The sequence below is a fragment of the Prevotella sp. Sow4_E9_plate genome (assembly GCF_052116205.1).
GTDB lineage: Bacteria > Bacteroidota > Bacteroidia > Bacteroidales > Bacteroidaceae > Prevotella.
In genome coordinates, this window is the sequence record NZ_JBQKLN010000040.1 from 1 (window position 1) to 14707 (window position 14707).

10 protein-coding genes and 1 pseudogene are annotated in these 14707 nt (G+C 44.9%); 7 read left to right on the forward strand and 4 right to left on the reverse strand.

Translation table 11 applies throughout. The features are described from left to right. Positions 1–227: 227 nt before the first annotated feature. Positions 228–1655, reverse strand: coding sequence for a restriction endonuclease subunit S (locus ACTQ53_RS13320; protein ID WP_441933449.1), 1428 nt, complete (start codon positions 1653–1655; stop codon positions 228–230). A gap of 60 nt (positions 1656–1715) precedes the next feature. Here ACTQ53_RS13320 and ACTQ53_RS13325 point away from each other — a divergent pair, with 60 nt between their 5' ends. Both ACTQ53_RS13325 and ACTQ53_RS13330 read left to right on the forward strand, forming a co-directional pair. Then, positions 1716–2522 (forward strand): tyrosine-type recombinase/integrase, encoded by an 807-nt coding sequence (locus ACTQ53_RS13325; RefSeq protein ID WP_218458436.1) that lies wholly within the window; start codon positions 1716–1718, stop codon positions 2520–2522. Positions 2523–3028: 506 nt separating this feature from the next. Beyond that, positions 3029–3178 carry a protein tyrosine phosphatase gene (locus tag ACTQ53_RS13330; RefSeq protein WP_441933451.1) on the forward strand — a complete coding sequence of 50 codons (150 nt, stop codon included), beginning with the start codon at positions 3029–3031 and terminating at the stop codon, positions 3176–3178. A 247-nt stretch (positions 3179–3425) separates the two neighbouring features. Here ACTQ53_RS13330 and ACTQ53_RS13335 read toward each other — a convergent pair whose 3' ends face one another. After that, positions 3426–3698 (reverse strand): hypothetical protein, encoded by a 273-nt coding sequence (locus tag ACTQ53_RS13335; RefSeq protein ID WP_441933453.1) that lies wholly within the window; start codon positions 3696–3698, stop codon positions 3426–3428. A 199-nt stretch (positions 3699–3897) separates the two neighbouring features. Between ACTQ53_RS13335 and ACTQ53_RS13340 the strand changes: the two genes are divergently transcribed. Then, the gene (locus ACTQ53_RS13340; RefSeq protein ID WP_441933455.1) at positions 3898–5655 is read left to right on the forward strand and encodes an AAA family ATPase; all 1758 of its coding nucleotides are present in this window, start codon (positions 3898–3900) and stop codon (positions 5653–5655) included. Positions 5656–5971: 316 nt separating this feature from the next. Beyond that, positions 5972–7402 carry an AAA family ATPase gene (locus tag ACTQ53_RS13345; RefSeq protein WP_441933457.1) on the forward strand — a complete coding sequence of 477 codons (1431 nt, stop codon included), beginning with the start codon at positions 5972–5974 and terminating at the stop codon, positions 7400–7402. 165 nt (positions 7403–7567) lie between these two features. Here the strand turns inward: ACTQ53_RS13345 and uvrA are convergent, their stop codons facing one another. Both uvrA and ACTQ53_RS13355 read right to left on the reverse strand, forming a co-directional pair. After that, positions 7568–10408 (reverse strand): excinuclease ABC subunit UvrA, encoded by a 2841-nt coding sequence (gene uvrA, locus ACTQ53_RS13350; RefSeq protein WP_441933459.1) that lies wholly within the window; start codon positions 10406–10408, stop codon positions 7568–7570. After that, positions 10405–10716: pseudogene (locus ACTQ53_RS13355) on the reverse strand (gliding motility-associated C-terminal domain-containing protein); the annotation flags it as partial. The pseudogene ACTQ53_RS13355 and the gene uvrA, both read right to left, overlap by 4 nt. A gap of 283 nt (positions 10717–10999) precedes the next feature. On the opposite strand from ACTQ53_RS13355, the gene ACTQ53_RS13360 reads away from it, so the two are divergent. From ACTQ53_RS13360 to ACTQ53_RS13370, 3 genes are all read left to right on the forward strand, one after another. Beyond that, positions 11000–12391, forward strand: a complete 1392-nt coding sequence (locus ACTQ53_RS13360; RefSeq protein WP_441933461.1) for a LysM peptidoglycan-binding domain-containing protein — start codon at positions 11000–11002, stop codon at positions 12389–12391. A gap of 67 nt (positions 12392–12458) precedes the next feature. Further along, positions 12459–13226: a porin family protein gene (locus ACTQ53_RS13365; protein ID WP_441933463.1), complete on the forward strand. Its 768-nt coding sequence runs from the start codon at positions 12459–12461 to the stop codon at positions 13224–13226. Between the two features lie 70 nt (positions 13227–13296). Next, positions 13297–14673: an MFS transporter gene (locus ACTQ53_RS13370; RefSeq protein ID WP_295347170.1), complete on the forward strand. Its 1377-nt coding sequence runs from the start codon at positions 13297–13299 to the stop codon at positions 14671–14673. Positions 14674–14707 lie beyond the last annotated feature (34 nt).

Here is a 14707-nt window from a genome sequence, read left to right on the forward strand (position 1 = left end):
TACGCAACTGCTGAGCAGCTTTCTTGTAATCAATTTCTAAGTTGTCCATAATATAAAAACTGTGTTAAACTACTTTTATTGTAGCTTGACACAGTTTAGTTTACACTCTCGCAACGTTTAAAGGAACTGCAAACCAACAGCGTATTGTCGTCGGGTATTTGGAAAACAAGTTGTTTCCTTTACCGCCAAAGGAAGAGCAACAACGCATTGTCGCTCAAATAGAAAAACTATTTGAGCAACTGCGTTAATTCTTCAACTTTTTCAACAATACGCATTTGTTCCTCCATCGGAGGAAGCGGAACAAGGTAGCTTTTGACGGTTTTCGTTGAAAGCTCCTTTTGTTTTGTACTGCCATCAGATTTATCTTCTATAACAGATTGAACAGTGTTGCTAGCAAAATAATAATACAGGTACTCAGAAACGACATATTGTTTGTAAGGACGAATAACTGTAACGTGACTGTCAGCCACAGCTAACTCATAAGGGTTCAGCTTTTTGTAATATATAGCCATTCTCCCTAATGTACCTAATCCAGTAGAATTCCACATCAAATCTTCATCTTGCAAAATATACTCTTCTTTATAAGACGAAATACTCTGTGGCTCAATGAATTTTGCCTTTTCTATTGAAAATCCTGACCATTGATTACACTTTTGAGCAACCACTGGATACTTTTTTATTAGACTGTATTTTGGTGATTTTCCTCTATGAATAAAAGAGCAAATATCATCAAGTCGTACCCATGCCCAATTAACTGGTATATCAAAAGGTATTTCATCATCAATACATACAGTATCCTCTCCTATCTTCTCATAGTACCTGTTATCATCATCACGGAAAATAACAGAGTCATTGAGGGCAGACTTCTTTAGCTTGCCCTCTTTAACAAGTCGCAGTTTCTCTTCTTTAATCCGTTCAAGTAGATTTTCTACAGACACATCTTTTTGATTAGAAAGCAGAGTTGATAGCTTAGGACAGTTTAGCCATCCTTGAATAGCTTCCTGCAAACATGACTTTTTGATTTTTTCATTAATGTTTTGGTTTAGCTCATCCAAACTTTGTTGAGCTTTTGCATATCTATTTATTAATGATATTAACTCTTCCATTTTTGAGACAATTCGCTTTTGCTCATTTATGGGAGGAAATGGTAACAACAATCCTTTTAAACGATTTGCAGACAAACCTGGCATTGCAGTTCCTACAGAAGCCAAGTTGTTGCTTTCCTTCAACAGATAAATGAAATAATATACGTATTCGCATATACCATTTATACATGGGCGTAATCTATGGACATGATTTTGAAGACAAATATCATAATCTTCATTCCAAATTGCAGAACGACCGTAACCTGCACCACCTTCACAAACAAGCAAATCTCCTTTTGTTGCCGAGCAAGTCTTGATTTCTTCGTCAGTAAAATTCATAACCTTTACATTATCAAGGACAAAGTGTCCCCAATATAGATTAGAGGTCGTTATGAACTTTTGTGGAGTTCCTCCACCTTTATTGCTACTACTCTGTTGTTTTCCGCTTGTATGGTTGAATATATTACCTATTCGAGTCCATTCCCACCCCTTTGGTATCTCAAATGGCACTTCCTCATCAATGCACTTCACCTCTCCCGTAGCAAGTATCTTCTCATAATAGGAACTCATAGAACAAATTTATGTCTATTTTATTAGGACAACTTAATGTTTCACTAATAAATGAATAGAATGGAATTAGACAAATTTGAAGAGTTCCTAAGCCAAGGCAATATGGCTAAGAACACGATTTCGGCATATCTGTATGCCGTAAAGGAGTTTGGCTCTCGACACAAAGAGTTGAACAAGAGAAACTTGTTGGTTTACAAGACCTACTTGATTGAGACTTACAAACCAAAGACGGTGAACCTCCGTATTCAGGCGTTGAACAAGTACCTTGTATTTGTGGGCAAGACGAAACTCCGCTTGAAGTCGGTCAAGGTGCAGCAGCGTTCGTACTTGGAGAATGTCATCAGCAATGCCGACTACACCTTCTTGAAGAACAAATTGAAGAAGGAAGACAACTTGGAGTGGTACTTTGTGGTGCGTTTCTTAGCTGCGACTGGTGCCAGAGTGAGCGAACTTGTGCAAATCAAGGTTGAGCACGTGCAAGTAGGCTATTACGACATCTACACCAAGGGTGGCAAGATACGGCGTATCTATATCCCTAAAACATTGCGCACAGAAACTGAAAAGTGGTTGCAGACACTCAACCGCACAAGTGGCTATCTCTTTCTCAATCGCTTTGGCGAGCGCATCACGACAAGAGGCATATCACAGCAGTTGAAGAACTATGCGGTGAAATATGGCTTGAATGAGAAAGTGGTTTACCCTCACTCATTCCGCCATCGTTATGCCAAGAATTTCTTGGAGAAGTTCAACGACATAGCCCTGCTTGCAGACCTTATGGGGCATGAAAGCATCGAAACGACACGTATCTATCTGCGAAGAAGTAGCTTGGAGCAACAAGAAATAGTAGATAAGGTTATCACTTGGTAAAATGCCAATAAAGGTTTATAGGAATAAGAGTAGAAAGAAATGCAGGTCTCTTTCTACTCTATCCTTGTAAAACATTTTATCATATGACATGCATATATCAACGACCGACAACAAATCTATACGTCAGTAAATCATGTTATCATCATATATGCAATTCTTTGTTTACCGATAGGTTCGCCCAGTGGCTGGAGGCGCAAAGCCTCCAAGGAACGGCTCATTTTCTTTATGCTAAAGGCTGAAAACGAAAAAATTTAACTCCTTTAACTTCTGAACTTGCGAAACTTGAATTACAAATATTATCTGTTTCTTTGCACCCGTGTTGTTAAAATAAAATTTATCTGCATTTTATTAGGATAAAGATACTTTAGTTTCAAAAATAATCCGTATCTTTGCAGTCGTATTCTTCTGGATAGTAGTTCTTGAATGCTTAATCTGGTAGAATGAAATTTAGAATGAGCGGACATTTGGGATGCTCATAATTTAATAATGGAGGATTGGATATGAATATGAATAAATTAACAAGAGAAGAGGCGTTTAGACGTTGGAAATCTGCCAAGGCAACAAAGAAAGCCATGGTTGACAAGATGCAGAAGATGCTTTATGAAGACTACAAATTACGTACAGGCGAGGAGCCTGTGAGATTTAATGTCTTGTAATGAAAGAATTAGCTTTAGATAGAATAAATGCCAATTCTCCCTATATGGTAGAAATGGATGTTTCAACAGGCTTGTTCAAGTTTGTTAGTGACAGAGAATTCTTTCTTCAGTTATGATGATATACAATTAATTGAGGCGTTCCGACTGATTTATACTCTGTAACGAAACAAAATCCCCCAACCTGCTAGAGAAAGTAGGTTGGGGGATTTTTATTTTGATATTCCGTCACTTATTGTCCCGACTTTTATTAGTTGCTCAGATTTTGAACCTTGTCCAAAGGTAGTTGGGTCGCTTTAGCAACCTGTTCTGCTGGAAGTCCCATAGCCAGCAAACGTTGAGCCGTTTCAATGTTTGCTTCTATTCTCCCTTCTCTTTTCGCCGTATCAATGGAGGTCTTGATATCCCGATATGCCATCTTATTTGTTTCATATTCCCGAATCTCCTGAGTAGTGAATTTGGCAATCTCAGCTTCCTCGAAAAGTCGTTCGAGAACCTTGTCGCATTCTTCTACCTGTTTCATACAATATTCAATTTATATTATTTGCGAAGATAGTGCCAGCGAGCGCGATGAAAGTTTGCTTTCAAATTGCCGAGCGCCGCCTATCTTTTTGTAAAGATAAGACATTTATTCGAATTAAGCAAGAAAATCCGGGTAAATTCTTTGGTATAATCAGATAATTTTCTTATTTTTGCAAATGTAAATTATAAAAGGAGCAATCATGAATCAGAATATGAAACGTTTGCCTTACGGCATCAATGACTTTGAGGCCGTTATAGAACAAAATCAATATTATGTGGATAAGACGATGTATTTGCCTTTGTTGGAAAACCAACCAAGCAACATCTTCTTCATTCGTCCACGTCGTTTTGGTAAGAGCATATTCCTGAGTATGCTCCATGCTTACTATGACTGTAGCAAGAAAGAGAAATTCCAAACTCTTTTCGGTGATTTATGGGTAGGCAAGCATCCTACTCCTTTACAGGGGAAGTATCAGATTCTTCACCTTGATTTCTCGTATGTGGGTGGTGGTATCGAAAAGTTGGAGGAAAACTTCAATATGTATCTGCGTGTTAAATTGGACGGCTTCATGCGAGTTTACCAAGAGTTTTATCTGGCAGATTTTAAGAAGAGGTTCTTTCAGTCGGATTCTGGTACGGAGAAACTGGCTTTGCTTCAGGATGAGACTGCAGCCAAGGGCATTCCTCTCTATCTGATCATCGATGAATATGACAATTTCACCAATACCGTGCTCAATGAGCAGGGTGAGAATGTATATTGGGCAATCACCCATGCCGACGGCTTCTACCGTGATGTCTTCAAGAAGTTCAAGGGTATGTTTGAGCGTATCTTCATCACAGGTGTCAGTCCTGTAACCTTGGACGATGTGACGAGTGGATTCAATATTGGCTGGCATATCTCTACCAAGCCAGAGTTTAATCAGATGTTGGGCTTCTCTCAGGAAGAAGTGCGAAATATGTTTACTTATTACAAAGAGATGGGAGGCATTCCTGCAACAAGTGATGTCGAGGCTATGATAGATGAGATGAAGCCTTGGTATGATAACTATTGTTTCTCTGAGGATGCTTTGCATACTCAGAGTAAGGTGTTCAATAGTGATATGGTCATCTATTATCTCCGAAATTATATAGATAGGGGGGAAGCTCCGAAGCAAATGATAGATCCAAACACGAAGACAGACTACAACAAGATGAAGAAGCTGCTTCAGTTGGATAAGTTGGATGGTGACCGCAAGGGTGTCATCCGCACGATAGCTGAGACGGGGCAGATAGTGGCTCCTTTGACAGAAACCTTCTCTGCATATAGTTTGACGGATCCTCAGATATTTACGAGTCTGCTGTTTTATTATGGTATGTTGACCATCAAGGGAACTCGTGGCGATAAGATGATATTGGGCATTCCAAACAACAATGTCCGAAAGCAATACTATGGCTATTTGAAGGAGTTGTATGAGGTAAAGGCATGCGTCGATACCAATCAACTTACCGATTATTATTATGATATGGCGTACGAAGGTAAGTGGCGTGAAGGATTACAGTTTATGGCTGATGCCTATTCCCAGGTTTCATCTGTTCGTGACGGTATCGAGTCGGAACGCAATCTTCAAGGTTTCTTCATGGCATATCTGAATTTGAATAATTACTATTATACTGCACCGGAACTTGAGTTGAACCATGGCTATTGTGATTTTTTCCTTTTGCCAAACCTTACTCATTATGCTACCAAACATAGTTATATCCTGGAACTGAAGGTGTTGTCGAAGAAAGATTACGAATCAAAGCCTGAGGACGGCAAACTCTCCAAGGCAGAAGCACAATGGCAAGAGGCAGAGGCGCAAATCAAGCGATATGCCGTAGCTCCAAGGGTCGAGGCTCTGCGTCAAGGTACAACGCTCCATAAAATCATCATGCAGTTTGTTGCTGGCAAGTTGGTGAGGATGGAGGAAGTGGCTTGTTGAGATACATAGAATTCTTTAATTCTATAATTCTTGACTTATCTTTTTATCAAGAATTTGAGAATTAGAGAATTCTTTCTTCAGTCATGATGATATACAATGAATTGAGGCGTTCCGACGGATTTATACTCCGACGAAGCAGTTAATGTTTGGCAATTTGCAGTTTTTTATCGTTATTGGCTAAATGTGCTGCTATTTTTAGCCAATAATGCTTAAAAATAGCCGTTATTGGCTAAAAGTTATATAAGAATTAGCCAATAATTGCTTTTTTCTTGCTATTTTTGCAAATGGTTAGAAATTAAAGTAGGAGAATACGAAGATGAAGAATAATATCATAGGCAGAAAAAGTGAACAAGATACCCTGGCGCATATTTTCGAGTCAAGGCAGTCGGAATTTGTGGCTGTATGTGGACGCCGCAGAGTAGGAAAAACGTTTCTTGTGCGCGAATATTTTGAACAGGAAATGGTGTTTCAGACATCAGGATTGGCTGGTGGAAACACACAGGAGCAGTTGAAAAACTTCTTTTATACGCTTCGACGTTACGACAGGAATGTAACCTCTGTTCCCCACGACTGGATCGATTCTTTTGAAATGCTTATCACTTATCTCGATTCTTTAAACGGGATAGAACGCAAGGTGGTTTTTCTCGACGAACTGCCTTGGATGGATACTGCGGGCTCTAATTTTATTTCAGCCTTGGAACATTTCTGGAATGGATGGGCTTCGGCACGTCGTGACATCGTTCTGATAGTCTGTGGCTCTGCCACTTCCTGGATGATGGATAAACTCATCAATAACCATGGCGGACTTTATGGTCGTCTTACCCATCGTCTTTTCCTGCAGCCTTTTTCTCTTGGGGAGTCGGAAGCTTTCCTGAAGACTAAGGGGATGATGTTGTCCAGATATGAACTGGCAGAACTTTATATGATATTGGGAGGAATCCCATATTATCTGAATCTTTTGGATGAACGGTTAAGTTTGGCTCAGAATATAGACCGTCTGCTGTTCAATCCCAATGGGCAGTTGTACAATGAGTTTACGATTCTCTATCGCTCTCTGTTCAAGGATTCTGAGGCATACGTCAAGGTGGTAGAATGCCTGAACGAGCGTGGTTATGGTATGATGCGCTCGGAAATAGCCGATGCCACCGGGATGAAGTCGGGCAAATCGTTGACCACGATTCTCGACAATCTGGAATCCTGCGGTTTCATCAGAAAGTATGTCAACTATGGCTGTTCCACCCGAAAGTCTCTCTATCAGTTGGTAGATTTCTTCACCTTGTTCTATTTCCGTTTCCTGCGCGATAGTTCTTTCCGTAATCTTCTGTATTGGAGCAAGTTGCAGCGCACGCCCCGTTTTTATGCCTGGGCTGGAGTTTCTTTCGAGATATTGGCGATGAATCATATCGACCAGGTGAAGCAGCGGTTGGGTATTTCCGGTGTGGCTACCCAGTTGTATTCCTGGCGAAGCAAGAGTGATGCCGGGTCGGCGGAGCGGGCAGCTCAGATAGACATGGTGATAGAGCGTGGTGACAATACCATCAATCTTTGCGAAATGAAGTTTTCGGAAAGTGAGTTTGCCATCAATAAGGATTACGAGAAGATTCTGAGAAACAAAATCGTCCGTTTTATGGAGGAAACGAAGACTCGAAAGTCGATACAGCTGACGTTTATCAGCAGTTATGGTCTTCAGCGGAATATGTATTCGGGCATAGCCCAGAACGAAGTGGTGCTCAATGATTTGTTTTGATAACATTCTGGGGTAGGGGAATTCTTTCTTCAGTCATGATGATATACTATGAATTGAGGCGTTCCGACGGATTTATACTCTGTAACGAAACAAAAACCCCCAACCTGCTGGAAACAGTAGGTTGGGGGGATTCTTATTTATCTTATTTCCGAGATCATATCAGAATTATTCAGGTTTCCCTGATTTCTTCAGCAATGGGGCGAGGAACTTGTAGGTATAGCCCTTCTTCGCCTTCACCATGTCTTCCGGTGTGCCGGCAAAGAGAAGCTCGCCGCCACCTCTACCACCTTCTGGACCCATGTCGATGAGCCAGTCGGCTAGCTTGATGACATCCAGATTGTGCTCGATGATGATGACTGTATTGCCACGGTCTATCAGCTTCTGCAATACATTCATCAGGATGCGGATGTCCTCGAAGTGGAGACCGGTGGTTGGCTCGTCCAGGATGTAGAGCGTCTTGCCCGTGTCTCGCTTGGAGAGTTCGGTGGCAAGTTTTACTCGCTGACTCTCACCACCGGAGAGGGTGGTACTGCTCTGTCCCAGTTTGATATAGCCGAGACCTACATTCTGCAACGCCTTGATCTTGTTGAGAATCTGCGGCACGTTCTCGAAGAATTCCACCGCCTGGTTGATGGTCATATCCAGTACGTCGGCGATGCTCTTGCCCTTATATCTCACCTCCAGGGTCTCACGGTTGTATCGCTTGCCATGACAAACCTCGCAAGGTACGTAGACATCCGGGAGGAAATTCATCTCGATGGTCTTGTAACCATTTCCCTTACATTCCTCACATCTTCCACCCTTCACGTTGAAGGAGAACCTGCCCGGCTTGTAACCACGGATCTTCGCTTCCGGCAAGCCAACGAAAAGACTGCGGATATCGCTGAAGACACCGGTATAGGTGGCTGGATTGCTGCGAGGCGTTCTGCCGATAGGACTCTGGTCTACATTCACCACCTTATCTATATTGTCGATACCCTCGATACTGTCATACGGCATCGGCTTCTTCAGACTGCGATAGAAATGCTGGGAGAGGATAGGCTGGAGAGTCTCGTTGACGAGGGTAGATTTGCCCGAACCGCTCACTCCCGTAACCACGATGAGTTTGCCGAGAGGGAAGTCAACGTCTACTCCCTTCAGGTTGTTGCCCCTGGCGCCCCGGATGGTGATGTGCTTGCCATTGCCTTCACGACGCACGGCAGGAACCTCGATAGCCATCTTGCCATTGAGATACTGGGCGGTGATGGTATCGGTCTTGAGCATTTCGGCAGGAGTACCCTGAAAGACTACTTCGCCACCCTTGCGCCCTGCCTTCGGACCGATGTCTACAATCCAGTCGGCAGCTCGCATCATATCCTCGTCATGTTCTACGACGATGACCGTATTGCCCAGGTCGCGCAGTTCCTTGAGACTGTTGAGGAGGCGTTCGTTGTCGCGCTGGTGCAGACCGATGCTCGGCTCATCGAGGATATAGAGCACATTGACCAGCTGGCTGCCAATCTGTGTGGCAAGGCGGATGCGCTGACTTTCACCGCCTGAGAGCGAAGCCGACTGACGGTTGAGTGAGAGATAGTTCAGTCCCACATCGAGGAGGAAGGTGACACGGGAGCGCAACTCCTTGATAATCTCATGAGCCACCTTGGCTTTCATCGGAGGCAGATGCTGTTCCACCTCTTCCAGCCAGTTGCGCAGTTCATCGATGTCCAGGTTTGCCACTTCGGAGATATTCTTATCCCAAATTCTGAAAGCCAGGGATTCCGGCTTGAGTCGGAGACCGTGACATTCCGGGCATTCAACGACAGAGATAAACTGGTCAGCCCATTTCTTGCCGTCATTACTTTCGTCATTCTCCATCACCTTCCTGAGATAGTCGATGACGCCATCGTAGGCACAGAAATAGTCGGTGGAAGTATGCACCTTCTCCTTATCTATCTTTACGTTTTCCAGTGAACCATAGAGAATTTCCTCCATGGCAATATTCGGAATTCTGCAGATAGGAGTCTTGAGATTGAGGTCGTATTTTGACAGGAGCGACTCAATCTGCCAGAAAATCATCTGATTCTTGTATTTTCCGAGCGGAACAATACCGCCCTCATAGATGCTCATGTCTTTGTTCGGGATGACCTTCTTGAGGTCAATCTGGTTCACCTTTCCCAGACCCTTGCAGTGAGGGCAGGCACCTTCGGGCGAGTTGAAGGAGAACATGTTAGGCGCAGGGTCCTGATAGGCGATGCCGGTAACAGGGTCCATCAGTCGCTTGGAGAAATTCTTCATCTCCTGACTGCCTTTCTCGATGACAGCCACCATGCCGTCGCCTTGTTTCATGGCGATGGAAACGCTCTTGCGGATGCGTTCTTCGTCAGCTTCGCGCACCACGAGCTTGTCTATCACCACCTCGATGTTGTGGTTCTTGTATCGGTCAATCTTCATGCCCGGCACAATCTCCAGAATCTCTCCATCCACCCGGGCATAGAGATAACCCTTGCGCCGCATGCTGTCGAAGAGTTCACGGTAATGACCCTTGCGCTGTCTGACGAGGGGAGCGAGGAGGTAGATAGCCTTGCCGGCATACTCATTGAGAATCATCTCGATGACCTGTTCCTCGGTATATTTCACCATCTCCTCGCCGCTGCGGTAGCTGTAGGCAGTACCGGCACGGGCATAGAGCAGACGCAGGTAATCGTAGATCTCGGTGGTGGTGCCCACAGTGGATCGGGGATTCTTGTTGGTGGTCTTCTGTTCGATGCTGATGACCGGACTGAGACCTGTAATCTTATCCACATCCGGACGTTCCATGTTGCCCAGGAAGTTGCGGGCATAGGCAGAGAACGTCTCGATATAGCGCCGCTGACCTTCGGCAAAGATGGTGTCGAAGGCCAGTGATGACTTGCCCGAACCAGAAAGTCCGGTTATGACGGTGAGGGAGTCGCGGGGTATTTCCACGTCGATGTTCTTGAGGTTGTGAACCCTGGCTCCCCAAACATTAATCTTTTCTTCTGAAATCATTGTCCTGAATTAGTTTGATTCTCGATGTATCCCCTCAGCAGGTTGACATCTTTTTTGAAGTTATATATCTTTCCATCTGCACCTTTTGCCTTGACGAGGCAGAAGTAGACGCCATCCTTGACGGGACTACCCTTGTAGGTGCCGTCCCATCCAGTAGCCGGATCGGTCCATTCAAAGAGTTTCTGCCCCCACCTATTAAATATGTAGGCATGGAACTCAGTGATGTGCTGGTATCCGCTCTTGGGTTTGTAGATGTCGTTGATGCCGTCTCCGTTTGGTGAGAAGGCATTCGGCATGAGAAGAGAGCTGACCTGTGGTGTCTCTTCCGGGTTGCCCTCTTCGCCATCGTTGACTTCCTGAGCGTGCAATTGGCACGTTAAAAGTGGCAACAAGATGCAAAGTATACTTATTTTTCGTCTCATTTGAAGAATTATTTGTGCAAAGATAATAAAAAGCTGAGAGATTTTGGGCAGAATGCAAGATTTTTTGTATTTTTGCAAATGAAAACATTGAAATCTGAAGATTATCGGCAGAAAAATGACTCAAAATCTGCAGAAATCCGAAAGATAGGAATATAAAATTAATGAAGTTATGAGAAGAATCAAGAGATATTTCCTTGTTGTCGTTGGGCTGATGCTCAGCGTAAGTATTTTCGCTCAGACCACCAAGTGGCGCGACATCTATACGGTGAAGAAGAAAGATACCATCTTCGGTATCGCCAACAGCTATGGATTGTCGCTTCCGGAACTCATGGATGCCAATCCGGAGATGAAGCAGGAGGGATACATGCTCCAGAAAGGAGCCACCCTGTTTATCCCTTATGCCAAGGGACAGAAGAATCCAAACCAGAAGACAACTACCGCTACTCCTGCTGCCAGCCAGAAAACGGTTGCTCCTGCTGCTGCCAAGCCTGCAGCTACCGTCAGCAACGCCGTGAAGATTGGCGTGATGCTGCCGCTGCATGATGTGGATGGCGACGGCAAGCGCATGGTGGAGTATTACCGTGGCATCCTGATGGCATGTGACTATCTGAAGAAGCACGGTGTTTCTACCGATGTTCATGCCTGGAATGTGCCTATCGATGCGGATATCCGTACCACCCTGCTGCAGGAGGGTGCCAGCCAGTGCGACCTTATCTTCGGTCCGCTTTATACCAAGCAGGTGGCTCCACTTTCCGAGTTCTGCAAGAACAACGGCATCAAGCTCGTCATTCCTTTCTCCATCAGTGGGGATGACGTGGAGCGCAGCAAGGAGATTTTCCAGGTTTATCAGAGTCAGGAGAGCCTGAATAATGCTACCGTGAAGGCATTCCTGAAGCGGTTCACCAATGTGCATCCTATCTTTATCGACTGCAATGATTCCACATCCCGCAAGGGTGCCTTTACCTTCGGACTCCGCAAGGAACTGGAAAAGCGCAATATCAACTTCAGTATCACCAACGTGAATTCGAGCATCGAGCAGTTTGCCAAGGCTTTCGTGCCTAGCAAGCAGAACGTGGTGATTCTCAATACAGGCCGTTCACCTCAGTTGACCGCCGTGCTCAACAAGTTGGATGAGTTTGATGCCAAGTATCCGGGTGCATCCATCTCGCTCTTCGGTTATACGGAATGGCTGATGTATGCCAAGTACAATCTGGAAAGGTTCTACAAGTATGACACCTATATCCCTTCCACCTTTTATTATAATGCCAGCAATGTGCGTACCCAGTCGTTGGAGACGAGTTATCAGCGTTGGTTCCATCAGCCGATGCAGGTAGCCCTGCCACGTTTCGCCATTACGGGTTATGACCATGCCATGTTCTTTATCCAGGGCGTGAAGAAGGAGGGGCGCAACTTTACGGGCGACAGCAAGCATTCTACTTACCAGCCTGTACAGACACCGCTGGATTTCGAGAAGACGGGACTCAAGGGAGGTTATAAGAACAAGAGTTTCATGCTGATCCACTATACCTTCAATCATCAGATTGAGGCGGTGAAGTATTAGGACTTTGAACTTTGAGCTTTGATCTTTGAAGTTTGATCTTTGAATATTGAAAAATGAACTTTATGATATGTATTTGATAAGAAGATATATACTGCTTTCTCTGGTCTTGGGGGGCGGACTGACAGCTTCGGCACAGATTGGAGAGCATCGCAATGACTTTGCAGTCGGATTGAATGGGGGCTTCATTATGAGCTCAGTAGGTTTTACGCCAGACGTACAGCAGACGCAGCACGGCGGAATGACGGCGGGTTTCTCGATGAAGTATACCTGCGAGAAATATTTCAACACTATCTGCTCCATCTATGCCGAGGTAAACTATGCCAAGGTGGGATGGAAAGAGGATATCCTTGATAAGGAAAACAATCCGGTGATTATCACGGAGATTCAGGAGCCGATGGCGTATAGCCGTACCATCAACTATATCCAGGTGCCGGTGTTCGCTCATCTGGCATGGGGTAGGGAGACGAGAGGACTGAACATCTTCGTGAATGCCGGCCCACAGTTCGGTTATTATCTCAGTGAATCGACCAAGACCAATTTTGATGTGAAGAAGTTGCCTCAGACGGACAACAACCGAGTGAGCCCGGTGATGGCACAGGATACGATGGCAGTAGAGAACAAGCTGGATTACGGTATCGCCGTGGGTCTGGGTGCAGAATACAGCATTCCGAGAGTGGGGCACTTCCTTGCCGAAGCCCGCTACTACTACGGATTGGGAAATATCTACGGTTCGTCGAAGCGAGATTACTTCGGAAAGAGCAACTTCGGACAGATAGTCCTGAAGCTCTCTTATCTCTTCGATATCACAAGAACGAAGAACGTGAAGAGGAAATAGATGATAATTAATAATTGATAATTAATAATAAATCAATGATAACGGGTTTATCATTGATGTTTTGAAAAAAATGAGTACAACAGAAAAAATGCAGATGAAATTGAGCGACTCAACGTCAGCTCGCTGGATCGCCCTCCTCATCGTGAGTGTCACGATGATGTTCGGCTACTTTTTTACAGACGTGATGTCTCCACTGGAGCCACTCTTGACAGCAGCCAAGGGGGCAGAGAATGGTCTCGGGCTCGGATGGAGTTCGGATGAGTATGGCTTCTTCTCCGGTGCCTATGGATACTTCAATGTGTTCCTCCTGCTTCTCTTCTTCGGTGGTCTTATCCTCGATAAGTTTGGCATCCGTTTTACAGGTATTCTCTCCACCTTCCTGATGTTTGGTGGAGCCTTGATCAAGTGGTATGCCGTAGGGCATGAGTTTGCCGGAACGGTAGCAGTACCATTCTTCGGTACTTATAGTACACAGGTAGTGATAGCCGCTCTTGGTTTTGCCATCTATGGTGTGGGCTGCGAGATATGCGGTATCACGGTGAGCAAGGTTATCGTGAAGTGGTTTACGGGTCATGAGTTGGCTCTGGCAATGGGTGTGCAGGTGGCTACGGCACGTTTGGGAACTGCTGCTGCCCTGAGTGCTTCTCTTCCTTTTGCCAAGTCGATGGGTGGAGTGTCTGCTTCTATTGGTCTGGGTGCAGCTTTGCTTTGCGCTGGTGTACTGGTTTATCTGGTTTATTGCGTGATGGACAAGAAGGAGGATGCTTCAGCAGCTGCAGCGGCTACAGAGCCGGAGGAAGGTTTCAAGTTTTCAGACTTGGGTGGTCTTTTCAAGACAACCGGTTTCTGGTATGTGGCTGTACTCTGTCTGATGTTCTATGCAGGCGTATTCCCATTCCTGAAGTTTGCCACCAAACTGATGATTTTCAAGTATGGTGTTGAAGCAAATATGGCAGGTCTGATTCCTGCGATGTTGCCATTCGGTACCATCTTCCTCACCCCGCTTTTTGGTGGTATATACGACAAGTATGGCAAGGGTGCCACGCTGATGATTATCGGCAGTTGCCTCCTGACCTTTGTACACGTCATGTTTGCTCTGCCAATCAACTCATGGGTGCTTGCCATCGTACTGATGCTCATCCTTGGCATCGCCTTCGGACTGGTACCATCAGCCATGTGGCCATCCGTGCCAAAGATTATCCCTATGAAACTCTTGGGAACTGCATACGCCCTCATCTTCTATATCCAGAATATTGGACTGGCTCTCATTCCAGTATGGATTGGTAAGGTAAACCAGGCAAATACCGCAGCCGACGGCACCATCGACTATACCCAGACGATGACCATCTTTGCCTGCTTCGGCGTGATAGCCATCCTCATCGCCTTCCTCCTTCTTTTTGAAGATAAGAGAAAGGGATACGGTTTGCAGAAGCCTAACGTGAAATAAGTGAAGAGTGAAGAACGAAGAGTGAAGAATTCGT

What these genes read in the sequence shown, in the direction of transcription:
- ACTQ53_RS13345 (WP_441933457.1), top strand. Translation starts at nt 5,972, where the DNA reads ATGAAGAATAATATCATAGGCAGAAAAAGTGAACAAGATACCCTGGCG.
- ACTQ53_RS13370 (WP_295347170.1), top strand. Translation starts at nt 13,297, where the DNA reads ATGAGTACAACAGAAAAAATGCAGATGAAATTGAGCGACTCAACGTCA.
- ACTQ53_RS13330 (WP_441933451.1), top strand. Translation starts at nt 3,029, where the DNA reads ATGAATAAATTAACAAGAGAAGAGGCGTTTAGACGTTGGAAATCTGCC.
- uvrA (WP_441933459.1), bottom strand. Translation starts at nt 10,408, where the DNA reads ATGATTTCAGAAGAAAAGATTAATGTTTGGGGAGCCAGGGTTCACAAC.
- ACTQ53_RS13320 (WP_441933449.1), bottom strand. Translation starts at nt 1,655, where the DNA reads ATGAGTTCCTATTATGAGAAGATACTTGCTACGGGAGAGGTGAAGTGC.
- ACTQ53_RS13365 (WP_441933463.1), top strand. Translation starts at nt 12,459, where the DNA reads ATGTATTTGATAAGAAGATATATACTGCTTTCTCTGGTCTTGGGGGGC.
- ACTQ53_RS13325 (WP_218458436.1), top strand. Translation starts at nt 1,716, where the DNA reads ATGGAATTAGACAAATTTGAAGAGTTCCTAAGCCAAGGCAATATGGCT.
- ACTQ53_RS13360 (WP_441933461.1), top strand. Translation starts at nt 11,000, where the DNA reads ATGAGAAGAATCAAGAGATATTTCCTTGTTGTCGTTGGGCTGATGCTC.
- ACTQ53_RS13335 (WP_441933453.1), bottom strand. Translation starts at nt 3,698, where the DNA reads ATGAAACAGGTAGAAGAATGCGACAAGGTTCTCGAACGACTTTTCGAG.
- ACTQ53_RS13340 (WP_441933455.1), top strand. Translation starts at nt 3,898, where the DNA reads ATGAATCAGAATATGAAACGTTTGCCTTACGGCATCAATGACTTTGAG.